The 13,642-nt window shown below is 61.9% G+C and carries 18 protein-coding genes; 1 reads left to right on the plus strand and 17 read right to left on the minus strand.

The genetic code is table 11. From position 1 onward, the window contains the following. Positions 1-40: 40 nt before the first annotated feature. The 16 genes from CNX70_RS09630 to CNX70_RS09700 form a co-directional block, all read right to left on the minus strand. Complete coding sequence (locus tag CNX70_RS09630; RefSeq protein ID WP_096234513.1) at positions 41-2,101, minus strand: phage tail protein; 2,061 nt, start codon at positions 2,099-2,101, stop codon at positions 41-43. A 7-nt stretch (positions 2,102-2,108) separates the two neighbouring features. Continuing rightward, positions 2,109-2,828 carry a phage tail protein I gene (locus CNX70_RS09635; protein WP_244199093.1) on the minus strand — a complete coding sequence of 240 codons (720 nt, stop codon included), beginning with the start codon at positions 2,826-2,828 and terminating at the stop codon, positions 2,109-2,111. After that, the gene (locus CNX70_RS09640; protein ID WP_096234515.1) at positions 2,821-3,723 is read right to left on the minus strand and encodes a baseplate J/gp47 family protein; all 903 of its coding nucleotides are present in this window, start codon (positions 3,721-3,723) and stop codon (positions 2,821-2,823) included. Before CNX70_RS09640 ends, CNX70_RS09635 begins: the two co-directional genes overlap by 8 nt. Then, a complete protein-coding gene (locus tag CNX70_RS09645) occupies positions 3,720-4,064 on the minus strand; it encodes a GPW/gp25 family protein (protein WP_096234516.1) in 345 nt (114 codons plus the stop codon). Before CNX70_RS09645 ends, CNX70_RS09640 begins: the two co-directional genes overlap by 4 nt. Further along, entirely contained in the window at positions 4,061-4,732 is a 672-nt protein-coding gene (locus CNX70_RS09650) for a phage baseplate assembly protein V (protein WP_244199094.1), read from the minus strand. The genes CNX70_RS09645 and CNX70_RS09650 overlap by 4 nt, the downstream gene beginning before the upstream one ends. Positions 4,733-4,897: 165 nt before the next feature. Further along, complete coding sequence (locus tag CNX70_RS28140; protein WP_157750965.1) at positions 4,898-5,857, minus strand: hypothetical protein; 960 nt, start codon at positions 5,855-5,857, stop codon at positions 4,898-4,900. 117 nt (positions 5,858-5,974) lie between these two features. After that, positions 5,975-6,442: a phage virion morphogenesis protein gene (locus tag CNX70_RS09655; RefSeq protein WP_096234517.1), complete on the minus strand. Its 468-nt coding sequence runs from the start codon at positions 6,440-6,442 to the stop codon at positions 5,975-5,977. After that, positions 6,439-6,927, minus strand: coding sequence for a phage tail protein (locus CNX70_RS09660; protein ID WP_096234518.1), 489 nt, complete (start codon positions 6,925-6,927; stop codon positions 6,439-6,441). The genes CNX70_RS09655 and CNX70_RS09660 overlap by 4 nt, the downstream gene beginning before the upstream one ends. Continuing rightward, a complete protein-coding gene (locus CNX70_RS09665) occupies positions 6,911-7,432 on the minus strand; it encodes a lysis system i-spanin subunit Rz (RefSeq protein ID WP_096234519.1) in 522 nt (173 codons plus the stop codon). Before CNX70_RS09665 ends, CNX70_RS09660 begins: the two co-directional genes overlap by 17 nt. Further along, positions 7,432-7,992, minus strand: a complete 561-nt coding sequence (locus tag CNX70_RS09670; RefSeq protein WP_096234520.1) for a glycoside hydrolase family 108 protein — start codon at positions 7,990-7,992, stop codon at positions 7,432-7,434. Before CNX70_RS09670 ends, CNX70_RS09665 begins: the two co-directional genes overlap by 1 nt. Beyond that, a complete protein-coding gene (locus CNX70_RS09675) occupies positions 7,992-8,363 on the minus strand; it encodes a hypothetical protein (protein ID WP_096234521.1) in 372 nt (123 codons plus the stop codon). The genes CNX70_RS09670 and CNX70_RS09675 overlap by 1 nt, the downstream gene beginning before the upstream one ends. Positions 8,364-8,409: 46 nt before the next feature. Then, positions 8,410-8,619, minus strand: coding sequence for a tail protein X (locus tag CNX70_RS09680; RefSeq protein WP_096234522.1), 210 nt, complete (start codon positions 8,617-8,619; stop codon positions 8,410-8,412). Continuing rightward, a complete protein-coding gene (locus CNX70_RS09685; protein WP_096234523.1) occupies positions 8,619-9,113 on the minus strand; it encodes a head completion/stabilization protein in 495 nt (164 codons plus the stop codon). The genes CNX70_RS09680 and CNX70_RS09685 overlap by 1 nt, the downstream gene beginning before the upstream one ends. A 102-nt stretch (positions 9,114-9,215) precedes the next feature. Next, on the minus strand, positions 9,216-9,932 hold the full coding sequence (gpM, locus tag CNX70_RS09690; protein ID WP_096234524.1) for a phage terminase small subunit: 717 nt from the start codon (positions 9,930-9,932) through the stop codon (positions 9,216-9,218). A 3-nt stretch (positions 9,933-9,935) separates the two neighbouring features. Next, on the minus strand, positions 9,936-10,952 hold the full coding sequence (locus CNX70_RS09695) for a phage major capsid protein, P2 family (RefSeq protein ID WP_096234525.1): 1,017 nt from the start codon (positions 10,950-10,952) through the stop codon (positions 9,936-9,938). Positions 10,953-11,011: 59 nt separating this feature from the next. Next, positions 11,012-11,803, minus strand: coding sequence for a GPO family capsid scaffolding protein (locus CNX70_RS09700; protein WP_096234526.1), 792 nt, complete (start codon positions 11,801-11,803; stop codon positions 11,012-11,014). 30 nt (positions 11,804-11,833) lie between these two features. On the opposite strand from CNX70_RS09700, the gene CNX70_RS09705 reads away from it, so the two are divergent. Beyond that, positions 11,834-12,409, plus strand: a complete 576-nt coding sequence (locus CNX70_RS09705) for a terminase gpP N-terminus-related DNA-binding protein (protein WP_244199095.1) — start codon at positions 11,834-11,836, stop codon at positions 12,407-12,409. On the opposite strand, the gene CNX70_RS09710 is transcribed toward CNX70_RS09705, so the two are convergent. Continuing rightward, complete coding sequence (locus CNX70_RS09710; protein WP_096232802.1) at positions 12,340-13,551, minus strand: ISL3 family transposase; 1,212 nt, start codon at positions 13,549-13,551, stop codon at positions 12,340-12,342. The two genes, CNX70_RS09705 and CNX70_RS09710, sit on opposite strands and share 70 nt — an antisense overlap. Between the last annotated feature and the right edge of the window lie 91 nt (positions 13,552-13,642).

Consider the following 13,642-nt stretch of genomic DNA (forward strand, 5'->3'; position numbering starts at 1 on the left):
GCGTGAAGTTGTTTTTTTCAAGCCTGGGCGCAAAAACTGGCTACCATGCGTTGCACGCAAGATGAATGGCTGTCCCGTCAAGTTTCGTGGTCGCCGTGATAGTGAGTCCGTTGATGGCGACTGAAAATTCGGTATCCGGGGAAAGCTGCAGCGGAAAGCCAGGCTCCAGCGTGATCACGCCCTTGTGCGCGATAAATTTGATCCGGTAGCGCTGGGCGGTCGTGACGCCTGGCTGGAAAGCCGCCAGCGTAAAACTACCGCTCATGCCCTCGGGTAAGGTATAGGCGGCCGCTGTCGATCCTTTCGGCAAATTGTAAAATCGCAGACGGTCGCGTACTTCGGCGCGCCCGGTGTAATCGGTGGCCCGGAAGGCGGGCATGCCCACGGCCGAACCGATAATGCCGGCGGGGGACACGAGATTGCCGTTGGCAGGATCAATGCGCCACGCCTCGACAGGCGACTTCACGCCGTAGCCGTCCAGCGCACCTGTATTCACCTTGACCGATACCGGCGGCGTGGTCGTATCGCCGTGCTGCGGGTATATGTCCCAGGTGGCGCCGGGCAGACCCGGCCCGAATTGCACCCCGACCCCTTGCGGCAGGTTCACGCCGAAATTGCCATTGAGCATGGGCGCACGGCCGGCTTGCGCACCTTGCTGGCCGAGCTGGGCGCAGGCGTCGGCATTGCCCCGGTGGTATGCACCACGGATACCGGTCAAATTAGGGTGATTGACTTGGCCGGGGTTGAAATTGGCCTTCTCAACGGCCGTCATGCTGCCCAGCGCAAGGAGCTGCTGGGCGTATTGTTCAAACTGGTATTGCTGCGCGTCGATGACGGGCACGCCAAATGTCGCGGCAATGCACTTGATCGCCATATTGCCGAAGTAATAGCGCTTGCTGACGGTAATCGGGTGGCCGTTCTTCAGGACATCGACTTGCATCAACCCTTCGTCGGCGGGCGGCTGCAATGCGGCAGCGCTCACTGGCGCGGGAATGGCCGTAGGGTAGACCTGTGCCATGTCGCCTGGCAGCGACTGCAGGGATGGATTGCTGACGACGGCCGGATGCATGGAGGTCGTCGCCACGATATCGGCGCCGATCTTTTGCAGGGCGTACAGCACGCGGGCAAATGCGCGCTGAAAGCCTTGAAATCCCTGGCCGCCGTTATATTGGGCGGTGGCGAAGTCGTTCATCCCTGGGATCAGATACGTGATGTGCGGCGACACGCCAGCGGCGACCATGCCAGCGATGGCCGCTTCCCAGCTGGAGACGGTAGAGCCGTCGAGCGAATAGTTTCTAATGTCGAATTGGATCAGGCCGGCCGGGTCGATTTCAGCACGCAAGCGGGCAAAGAAGTCGTGTCCGGGCGCCTGCTCGATACTGGGCAACGTTGGCGCATTGCCCAGCGACGACGCAAAAATGCAGGCGACGATAGGCTTTTGTGCCGGATCGCCGTAGCGATAGCGGCGGATCGCGTCAAACAAGCGCGGGAAGGAACTGGCATCAATGCGCCCAAAGCGCGACGGCATGCGCGCCATCGCGTCGGTCAGGCGCAGCGCGTCGCCGGTTGAACGTTCCGTTACCCCGACCATGACGTCGCCGCCCACTGCGGCCAGGGCATCGAATTTCTGCGCTACGGCGCCGGCGGCAAACTGGCGCGTGGCCATGACGATGCCCGGATCAATCGACAGTTGCACCGTTTCGGCGCTCGACACGATCAGCACCATGCGGATCACTTGCGTGCGTGCCGATCCCTCCGGCATTTGCGGCTTGTAGCTGGGAGGGCAGTTGGCGACGGCCACCAGATCGCCGTCGGCGTCGAGCAAGCCTATTTCGCGTATCCACCAGCCGCCAATCTTTTCCGCGATGACGCATTCGGCGATGACCTGGCTGGTGTTGATCGGGTCCAGGCTCAACTGGTTGAGCTGGGCGCGCCACACTTCATGTACCAGTTTGGTTTGCCTGGCATCCGGGCGCGTCGCGGCGCCGCCGCCATCGCCGACGACCATGTGCGTGAATTTCAACGGTGCGCCGCCGGCCTTGGCGCCGGCGTCCTTGGCCTCGCCGATGGCGGTCAGGATGGCAAAATACTCTTGTGACATGGCTTCCTCAGGATGAAATAGGGTGAATCGTCGTGGTGTCGATGCTGTGGCTCGTGCCGGTCACGGCAGAGCGCACGGCAACGTGCACGCCTGGCGCGGCGCGGGCGTACACGGTCAGTTCGTCGCCCAGGTGGACCATGCTGCCGATGTGGGTGCCGCCGCTGGCTTGCACCTCGGGCCGGGTGCGGGCGTAGACCGTCAGTTCGTCGCCTTGCTGAATCGCGGCGCCGATGCGCACCGCGCCGCGCACGCCCACATGGATGGCCAGGCCGGCCATGTGGCGCGTGACCGGCTTGGCTTCGTCCACCAGACGCTCGATTTCCTGATACGTGCCGCTGGTGGCGCCGGAATCGAGCACGTCGAAGTCAAGGTGAAAGGTGCCGCGCGGGCCGGGCGGCGTGTTTTGCCACCATTCGCGCACACGAATGCCGGCGCTGATGGGGGCCAGCGCGTGGCGCAGGGCGCTGATGGTGCCTTTGCGCTTGTGCACGGCAAACGCCGACTGGATCATGGCGCGCTTGGTGCTGACGGGCCACGTGGGTTCCCAGTGATCCACCGAAAAGGAGGCCGCCAGGAAGGGCAGGGCCGATACCGGGCAGGTGGCAGGATTGGCCAGGTCGCGCAGCGGCACGGGCACGCGCTCGATTTGGGCGCCGGCACGGGCGAGGTTGCGCTCCAGGCGGGTAGCGTTCGGCGGCAGCAGATCAATCACAGGACGATCAGCCACGCGCGCCCCCATTGGCAATGTCGATGCCGTCGCAATAAGCTGCCTGCATATCGGCCACGGCGATATCGTCGGCCGGTTCATGCAGCACCACTTTCTTGACGCCCTCGGCGTGCAAGGCGGCGATGATGGCGGAACGGTTTACGTCGCGGCCCAGGCGGCGGCGCTCGGCGGCATACGCGGCGGTGCGTTCGCCGGCCGACTGCAGGATCGGTTCGGCCTCGGGGTGCGCATCGAGGTAGAGCGTGGCGCGGATCGTGAAATGCACGATGTCGGCCGACTGCACGCTCAGGCGGTCGCCCAGGGGGCGCACATCTTCGTCGCTCAGGGCGGCATGCACCACGGCCAGCAGCTCGTCGCTGGCAATCCCGTCACCGACATTGGACAGTACCGTGACGACGACCTCGCAGGGTTCCGGGGAAATGGCGCTGATGTCGGCCACACGCGCATCGGCGTCACGCGCATGCTTGACGTAGGCATTGCGTGGGCCGGCCACCGACAAGCCCTCAAACGCCAGCTGGATGCGCTCGCGCAGCAGGGTGTCCGTTTCCACGGTGGTGACGGAGGTATCCGCATCGAGCTGCTGCACCGTGACCAGGCGCGTCAAATTGACATTGGCGGCCAGTTGATCCAGATCGGTGCCGCTGGCAAAGGCCAGCATCAGGGCGCGTGCGCCATCGTTGACGCGCTGGCGCCAGACCAGTTCGCGGTAGGGGTTTTCCTGCAGGAGTTTTGCCATCGGCTCAGACTCGATTTCCAGCGCGCGCGCAATGGCGTCCTGCTGGCTTGCCGGGAAGTGAGCGACGAGCGCGGCCTTGCGCTCGGCATAGATGGCTTCAAAGCTCAGCACCTCCACGATGCTGGGCGCGGGCAACAGGGATAGGTCGATGGTGCTCATCGTGCGCCATCCTGGCCGATGCCGACCGCAAGCTGGACAGATTGGCCATCGGCCACGCCGTCCAGGATAAGGGCGGCCGCGCCGGCCTCGCCCGGTTCAAACTGCAGGCCGGTCAGGCTGATGCGCGGTTCCCACAGGCGGATGGCGTAGGCGGTGGCGGCGTAGATGCGCAGTACCGTGGCGCTGTTCAAGGGCTGGTCGATCAGTTCGGGCACTTCTGAGCCGTAGCGGCGGCGCATCAAGCGCGAGCCGATGGGCGTGGTCAGGATGTCGCTGATGGATTGGCGGATATGGGCCAGCCCGGACAGGCTGCGCCCGGTGGCGGCGTGCATGCCCATCATGCTTGCGGCCCGCCCGACTGGTCTCCACCGGCTTTGACGCCGCTGTGCGGGTGCTTGGCCAGGCTGATGGCGCCGGCCAGCACGTCGTCGCTGGCTTTGACTGTCCCTTGCACGGCCATGGCCACGCTGCCAGCGGCGCCGGCCTTGGCGTTCACGCCGCCGTTCAGGGCGGTGGCGCCGTTGACTGTGGCGGATTGCTTGACAAGCAGATTGCCCATGACGGTCAAATCGCCCGTGCAGATGGTGCTGGGCGCGTTCGACGTGACTTTGTCTGCCGTGATGGTGGCGGTGCCGCCGGGCAGGGTGGACGTCAGGGCATGGGCCGCATGGTCGTACTGCACCACGGCGCCGTCTGGGTAATGCGTGGTGTGGATGGCCTGGTTCAGTTCCGGCGCGTCAAACGCCTGCGAGTACAGTGCTGGAAGGATGATGCCGCGCGTCAGGTCGCCGCCAGGGGAAAAGACGATCACCTGTTCGCCGACGGTGGGCGCCGACCAGCAGCGCGTGCTACCGGCGCGCGGCGTGAGCCAGTTCAGCCATTCGGTGGTGAGCTTGGGGCCAAGCTGCACGCGCGCCTTGGCGCCGTCCACCTCGGCAATGGTGCCCAGGCGGATCATGTTTTGCAGCAAGCGGAGGAGGTCGGACAGGTCGGCGTTCATGCAGTGCATGTTGCCGAAGTCCGCGTGCAGATGCACGCGGGGGCGGGTTGATATGCAGTTTAGTGGCTATAGTCGACGTTGATTTGCTGATTTAGGTGGCGATACGTCCGCACTCGGTCAAAGTAGCCTGCTATATAACCAAGTCTGACATCGAAATGTATCAAATTCGGATATCTACTTCTCCTCCCTGTATCTTAAACTCGGCTCTCGATAATCACCTTGCGGCTCTTGAGATGAATTTGGATAAATCTGATAATCCCAATATTTAAGAGATATATTCTGTAATACATGTGCTCCGATTATGACGAGCTGATGATCATTGTTTTCTTGATTAAAAGATACAATTTTAGTTTTGCATTCATCCATTCCAAAGAGCTGCCTTATGCCCAGCATCGAGAAATAAACAATTGTTTGGCAAGCATTCCGGAGAGTTCGTTCTGAAAAGCAAGAGGCTCTTCCTAGCATGGCAAGCCCATAAGTTCCCGGATCCTTAGCTCCTAGAGCATATGCTGTAAAGCTTGCCCCTACGTAACTAGGATGCACTATTTTCGAGAAATCACTAATTTCGCTGTCACGAACATCCCGCATAGCTTCACTGACCATTTGGGGTATTTTGGCTTTACGTTCTATAGCATTTAAATACTTCTTCATGCTTTTTGTCCCAAGATTTTTGTACCAAAAACTATTTATTTCCTCATCGGTAGAGCAATTGCCGAAATTTCTGCCGAGTTCTTGGTCATGTAAAAATGCTAGGGCAGCACAAAGGTGCTCATCTAGTGCCCTAGCGGTGGCTCTTGCCGAGCTATCCAGTCCGGACAGCACTAACTCTCTAATTGCTACTGAATGTGCACATGCCGCTCCTACTAGAACCAATATTGAGCGCCCAGCATCATCTAATAACTCATCTTCATTTGCATCATCAAGTAAGTGAGTTACAGCGGCTAGCCATTGAATACTATCTTCCAAAATGTGTAGCCAAGGTTGCATATTTTGTCGAATTTCTACTTGAGCTGCGCGCCTTTTGGAAGAGAGGAATTCCTGAAATTTTTGGGAGTGCTGGTTATTCCAGCCAATTTCGGAGAAGGCGGTTTCCCATAAATTTTCGGCTTCTAATGCTATATCTTGTGGTGACATATTAAATTTGGTAATTTAGAAAAGGGGGCATCAATTCTTGAATTTGGCTTCAGATCGGCAGCCGTATACTGTAACTGAAAAGATAATAAATGTCAGTTCAGATCTCTGTAAATTATCTTACCCCGGCGCCAAATGGCGTAGCAACGATTCCCGTATTAACGTCCGATCTGCTTCACTGAATCCCAGCAGCGGCCGGGCCGGGTAGCTGTATTTTGGCCCCTTCTTTGAGACGCTATCCGTCAAGCCCTCATGATGCACCCGTGCGACGTGCATCACCTTACCCACGAAGCCGACAGTCAACTGGCCAGGATCGGCATGCACCTTCAGGTATTTTGCAGTGCGAATCTTGGCGAACATGGTCGCTTTCTGCCGCTTGATCCGCCCATTCTTCCCCTTGAACTCTTTGCGCCGCTTCCGCGCCGGATAAGCTGCGCCGTCCGGCCCCTGCTGCGCCTTGATGCGCTGCGCCTGGCTGCGGCGCAGGTCGATGGCCACCTTGTGGTTGATGGCGCGGCGCTGGGCCGGCTGCAACTTGGCCAGCAATGCGCCAGCCCAGGCTTCCAATGCATGCAGGTCGTCGCTCATGCGGCCGCCTGCGGCACTTGCCATTCGGCCAGCAGGGTGTCGCCGTCGTACAGCGTCCAGAAGGCGTCCGCATAGCCGGGCGTGCCCTGCGGCTCGGCTGCATGCTTGATGTCGTGGCGGCCGCCTTCGCCGCGCTTGACGATGACGCGCTCGGTCAGGTCCAGCTTGATCGAAATATCGACCGTTTCATGGTTATTGAAATCGACTTCGAAGCTGATGCCGCGCTTGCGCTGTTCCTCGTTGGCCATCAGTTCGGCCTGGTGGACTTTCAGCCAGGCGATCATGGCCACCATGATGGCGTCCGCGTCGCCCGCGTGGTCGGTCACGATCAGGTTAAGCTTGAAACGGTATTCGAAGGAGAGGGCGGCGGTGGCGGTGGCCACCACATTGCCTTCGTCGACAAAAACGACGAGGCGATCAGGGTCGCGCTGCAGCTCGGGGATGGCGGCGGCCAGGTGCTGGCGCAGGCTATTCGGTTTGTACATGGTAGGTGTCTCGCACTAGGTTGTAGGCGTCAATGCAGGCGTTGAGCTGCCGGGTGGCGGCGTCGCCGTCGCTGGCGATGGCGTCAAGAGCTGCCGCAGCCGCGCCGTCAAGTTCGGCACGCGCTTGCTGGCGATTGCCACTGGCAGCGGCGGGATCTGCGGGGCCGGCGCCAGCGCTGGCGCAATGGCTGGCGACGGGGATTGACAGGCGGATAGCGCCGCTGCGCACGTCAGCCATAAAGCGGTCGCGGTCAGTTTTTGCATGGTGGTTGTCCTCGGTGAGTTGATCGGTGCGCGCGGCGAGCTGGCCGGCGGCCGTGCGTTCCAGTTGCAGCACGCGGCCGGTGGCCTGCACCAGCGCGGTGGCGGCCGTTTCCTGGGCGGTAGCCACGTCGGTGCGTAAGTCGGCCAGGTTGGCGTCCTTGCGCCAGCCCTGCGCCGTCCAGCCCAGCACGGCGCCCGCCACCAGGCCCATGGCCAGCGCGCGCCAGGGCGGCGCCGCCATCACAGCGCCACCCGCGTGCGCAGCCAGCCGAACAGAAAGCGGCGCTGGGACTTGTTCGCTTCCGAGATGGCCAGGTAGCGCGCCGCCTGCAAGCCGTTCAGGGCGCGCAGCATGACGGTGGCGCCTTCCTGGCCGCGCCAGGCGAGGAAGGCGGCCAGTGCGCCCAGCGACTGCTTGCCCAGGTTGCCATCGACGGTGAGCACGGGATAGCGCGCGCCCGTGTCGTTGAAACCGTTCAGCCAGCGCTGCAGGAACTCGGCCGCCACGCGCGGCCCCATGTTCACGCCCGTGTCGATCAGTTCCGCGCCGATACCGGCGTGCATCGCCAGCACCTGGTCGAATTTTGGTGCCGTGATGTAGCGGGCCGTGTAGATGGCGCGCGCCAGCGCCACGGGCAGGTCGCGCATGGCGCCCTGGTAGCCGTTGGCGCGGGCCACGGCCACGGTGATGCCGTAGTTGGTTTCGCCGCCCTTGTCTTGCGGGTCATTCACGTAGCCGCCTTCGGCGCGCAGCACGTCATCGATGACGCGCGCGATTAGCGCATGGTTGTCGGTGACCATCAGTGCTCCTTCGCGTCTTTGACCAGCTCGGCGATGTCCTTGTCGCTGCGGCGCTGGAACCACAGCGCCACGGCGCGCGATACCCACCAGCCCGGCGCGCCCACGATCAGGTCGACGGCGGATGCGTTGACCATGGCGCCGATGGCGGGCAGCTGCGCGCACAGCAGCTGGTACACGGTGCCGCCCAGCAGGCAGGAAAAGACGCCGGCACAGGCCAGGCGGGCGACGAATTCGCCCTTGTTGAAAGTGCCGTCGCTGTTCAAGGGCGGCAGCACGATGTACAGCATGGCGGCGCCGATCATGCCCAGCGCGGCCTTGAAGCCGTACAGTTTGACCAGGGCGGCAAAGCCACCAAACGATTCTGCGGACATAGCTTGTTTCTCCATGATGAGGATAAGTAAAGGTGTTGTTGAAAAATCAGTCCCATAGCTGAACGATGTTGGCCACGCTGGCCGTGCTGGCGACAGGTTCCGGCAGGGTGACGACCAGGCCGACTGGCAGCACGGCGCCGTGGCGCGCCAGGGCCGGATTCATTTCCAGGGTTTGCTCGACATAGCCGGCGCCGTCGCCCAGGTAGCGCCACACCAGCGCGTCTACCGTGTCGTGCTGCTGCGTGCGCACCTGCATCAGATCAATTCCACCGTCAGGTGCGTGCGCCCGACCATATCGGCGATGGCCCATTGCGCGTTGCGCCGCTGCGCGCCAGGCGCTTCGTCCAGCCATTCCATGCTTTTCTTGTCGCTGGCCGACGACGCCGTGGTGTCGTAGTCGCGGTAACGCTCGATCAAGTCCGCCTTGGCCGTGCTGTAGACGGCGCGCCGGTACTGTGCCAGCAAGCGGCTTTCGCGGTTGATGCGCGTGGCCGGTACGTCCGCCAGCGCGGCGATGCCGGCGGCCGCATGCTGGCCCTGCCAGGCGGCCAGTTCGCGGTTGACCTGCAGGATGGCATCGACCACGGCTTGCACCAGGCGCGCGTCGGTGACGGTGCCGTCCAGGCGCATGGCGTCGCGCATTTCGGTGAGCAGGATGTCGGGAAACCAGCCATCGTTTTCCACGATGCCGGGCGCGGGCGGGGTGCTGGCGGTACTTGGTGGGCGGGGAGGAAGGGCGATAAAGGACATGGTATCTGCGGTGGGAGTGAAGGGGTAGGCGGTGGACGGGGTTCATCAGGCAGGTAAATTCGCCAGAATCCCCCGTGCCGCCTGTGCGCCGGGGGCTGCTCTTTAGCTGGAATCGGCCGCGCGCTTGATGCGCCGCTCCAGCCGTTCGATGTCTTTCTTGACGCCGACGGACTCGGACAAGGCCCGCGCGCGCTGCAACTGGACCATGGCGGCGCCGGCCTGGCCCAGCAGGGCCGGCGCGATATCCGTTGCGTCCTGCAGGTCCAGAACAGCCACCATGGCCAGGCCAATGGCCTTGTGCAGTTTGGCGCGCGCCTGGTCGGGCGCGTCGCTGGCGGCCGTCATCGCTTCGACGGCGCCCAGCACGGCCACGGCATGTTGCGGATCGTCGCCCAGCTTGCCCTGCAAATAGGCCGCGGCAAATTCATCGAGCATCATGGTGGGAATGTCGCGGCTGTAGCCATCGGGCAGCGTGAACTTGTGTTCCATGCAGTAGGCGGCAATCACCAGGGCGCGGTCATATTCGCCCGTGTCGATGTGCCATACCAGCAGGGTGGCCACCACATCGTCTTGCGCGCCCTTGCCGCCGGCCAGCACGCCGTCGATCCATTGCGCATAGGTTGGCAGCATGGTGGCCTTGACTTCGATCTTGCGCTCGACGGACTGGATGGATTTCAGGCGGCGCCGGTCGTCGGACAGTTTATAAAGCATCAGCTCATAGGCGCTGCCGGTGGTCACGCCCAGCGGCTCGGCGGCGCCGGCCGTGCGCTCGGCCAGCATGCGCGCGCGGTGGCGCAGGGCAGGGGACAGATTGCCCATGGCTTAGGCTTTCAGCTCGATGTGCTCGACCAGGGCGGCCAGGCCCAGGTCTTCGATGACGTAGGCGTCGTTGGACGACTCGTAGTTCTCGATGCGGTCGCGCGAGGGCTTGTCCTCGACGCGGCGGCGGCGCGCGCCGTCCTGGAAGTAGATCGACAGATTGTCGAAGCGGGTAATCAGGATGGCGTTGTCCGGGAAGTAGGGCACGCGCACGGCCGGCAGGCCGCCAATGCGTTTCTGGCTGATGATGATGTCGGCGGCCAGGGTCTCCGTGGGCGCCTGCTTGGTGTTCACCAGCGGGAAGTATTTATCGCTCAACAGCTTGCGCCCGACGATGGCGACCAGGCCCGTATCTTCCTGATACCACGGGTCGAGCAGGTTGACGGCATCGACCACGGCCGCGTCCAGGTTGGCATAGTCGGCATCGGCACCTTCGCCGATGATGACCTTGCCCGGCAGGCCGGCACCCACCAGGCCCAGCACGCGCTCGGGCGCCTGTTCGCGCAGGTGCTGCAGCCAGCCCTTGTTGACGTCCTGCAGCAGCGGATTGGCGGCCAGATCGGTATTGGCCATGACTTTCACGCCATTGAAACCGATGACGATGCGGTCCAGCGCCTGGCGGATCACGATGGCATTGGCCACGCGCGACTGAAAATCGGGGAACTTGGCCCAGGCGTCCAGCTTGGCATACGTCAGGTGCGTGTCGAAGTTGGTTTGCTCGCAGCGGTATTTGGTGCTGTCCAGGGTGGACAGGTCGCGCGTCTCGCGTTCCTTGTCTTTGGTGTTGGTGCGGCCGGCAATCGGGCCGGAGACGCCCAAGCCCAGCTTTTCGCCTTCCTGTTCGGCCACGCCCATGATGTTGATTTTTGAGAGGAACTCGCTCGATTCCTGCATCTTCGTTTCCAGCTTCTGCTGCACGCTGGGCGCCACGCTGAAGGTCTTGGCCACGCTGTCCGTGTCGTTCAGTTGGCCCAGGCGGGTTTCGTACTGGCTGTAGACCTGGCGGGTTTGCTTTTTCATCTATTTTTGCTCCGTGATTGATATGGGTATTGGTATGGGAGATACGAGGGCGCGGGCGCTTAAAACTCGGTCTGCACGGCGCCGTCGTTGCCGGTGGCGGACGGGCGGCGCGGCGCATTGCCGGGCGCCGCGTCCATCTGCGCCTTGAAGGCATCTAGGTCGGTTTGCGTGGCGATCAAGGCCGTTTCGGCTTTGTCCAGCCGGGCCAGGGTGCTGGCGTAGTTGTCGTTGACCGTGACGACGTGGCCAGCCAGCGTTTCCACGGCTTCGCTGATGTCGGCGAATTGCGCCGCATCGGTGCCGGATTTATTGGAAAAGCGCGACAGCAGGTTTTTGACGGCATCGGCCAGCTTCACCCCCGCCGGTTCATCGAGCACCAGCTCGACCTCGACGCCGGCCGAGAACAGATTGTCGGCCTGCTGCTTGCGGTTGGCCGAGAATTTCAGGGCGTCGGTGCCCAGGCTGGCGGGGCTGTCCGTGACGCCCAGGCCGACCAGGTAGGGCATGCCCGTGTCGGCAAAGTCAGGGGCGATTTCGAGACTGGTGTACAGCTTTTGCTTGGCCTTGTTGATGGCGACCAGTTCCGGGGTCGGTTCGATCTGCGCAAACAGCGCCAGTTTCTTGCCGTTGTCGGTGTCCACTTCTTCCGCCTTGACGGCGATCACGTCGCCGTAGGCTTTGAATTGGCTGTCGGGCAGGATGCCGCGAATGTGTTCCAGCCAGATGCGCGCGCCGTAGGTTTTCGGGTTGTAGCTGGCGGCGATTTGCTCGATGGTGGCGCGGTCGATGTTGCGGCCGTCCGTGGTGGCGCCTTCGGTGGCGACGCGGAAGAATTGGGATTTGGTTGCCATGGTGTCTGTCTCGGTTGATCGGATAACGCCATGGTCAACGTCTTGGCCCTGCGATTCAATGCGGGGCGGGTTGCTATGGCCAATAGCGACTTTTGCCTTTCCCCGTTCCGCGCGCGCGCGGCCTACGCTGGCGGCATGTTAGAGATCGAACAAAAACCCGAAGACAAAATCGCCGAACTGGCCATGCCCGAATCCGAGCCGCGCCGCGTGGCGCGCGGCCTGTACTGGAAGGGCTGGCGCATTTCGTCCATCGCCCGCCACCTGGGGATCAAGCGCAGCACGATCAACAGCTGGAAGGCGCGCGACGAGTGGGACAAGGCGCAGGCCATCGAGCACGTGGAAGCGTCGGCCGAGCTGCGTCTGGTGAAACTGATCGAAAAAGAGGTTAAGAGCGGCAGCGACTACAAGGAAATTGATTTACTCGCCCGCACCATCGTGCAGATGGCACGCGTGCGCCGCTATGAGCAACCGGGTGGCAATGAGGTCGATCTCAATCCCAAGCTGGCGAACCGCAATGCCGCACCAAAAAAGAAGGTTCATCGCACTTTGCCGGGGAAGGCGTCCTTGATTTTCAGGAAGAAATATGCCGAGTCGCGAAATCCATAGGCCATGCGCTTGATGACTTTAATGCGATTATTGACGCCTTCCAGGATGGAGGAATTCATCGGATAGATGGCCGAAGCGATGATGCCTCGGACGTATTTTCGCAGCCGCTTGGCGAACTGGATGACGGGCGCAATCTCGCTATCGCGCGCCAATTTCATCCAACGCTTCCAACGCCGGGCACCCTCACGAACGGACGGCGCATACCAGATTTCCTTGAGCTCAGTCTTGAGTAAGTAGACCGTGGCCAAAGGGACATTCGCGGCGAGCAGTTCTTCAAGTTTGACGGCATGATCATCGTCCAGATTGTCACGATTGCGCAGCAACAGCCATCGGCTACGCTTGATGATCTGGCGTCCTTTGGGATCAGCGCGCAATGCATTGGCTTGATCGACGCGCACCCGATCAACGACGTCGCGGCCAAAACGCGCCACCACATGAAACAGATCGTAGACGACTTCGGCGTTGGGACAATGCTCACGTACTTCGAGATCCATCGCCGTGTTCATGTCCATCGCCACCGCCTCAATCCGGGCGCAGCCTTCCGTGCCCAGGAGTTCAAAAAAGGGGCGGATCGCGGCCCTGCTATTGCCTTCGCCGACCCACAATACACGCATGCGCTGGGCGTCCATGACAACCGTGGCATAGCGATGTCCCTTGTGCAGGGCGAATTCATCCATGACAAGGCGACGTACTTCCGGCGCGGAAAACTCGCCATGCAAGTGCTCAAGGCGGCGCAGATCGATCGCCTTGATCGTATGCCAATGCAGACCAGTGAGTTTGGCGACATGCGCGATGGGCAGCATTTGCACCAGGGATTCCACCCAGATGCGCACGCGGTGCGTCATGCGTGAACGGCGGTCAAGCCACGTAATATGTTCGGCAACCCGGGCGCCGCAATGATGGCAGTCGAGACGGCGCACTGCAACCTTGATCCAGACACGCCGATCCAGAATATCGCGGTCACGTACCTGCCGCCATCGCCGCTCATGAACCAACGCGCACGCTTGGCGGCAGGCGCCGCATAGCGCCTCAGCTTCGGGCGCGGCATCGAGCGTAATTAACAGCGAACCTTCGTCCAACTCGGTGATGGAATCGACAACATGCCCTTCCCAAAATGGAAGAGAAGACATAGCATTGAGCATGGCGGTAAAGTGGTTAGGTAAATTGTTCGTTTGGCGACAACTAATTTACCAACTCAAACCCTTTACCGCCACCCCCTCCGCAAACCGTCAA

Origin of the sequence: Janthinobacterium svalbardense (assembly GCF_002327145.1) — a bacterium.
Taxonomy (GTDB): domain Bacteria; phylum Pseudomonadota; class Gammaproteobacteria; order Burkholderiales; family Burkholderiaceae_D; genus Janthinobacterium; species Janthinobacterium tructae.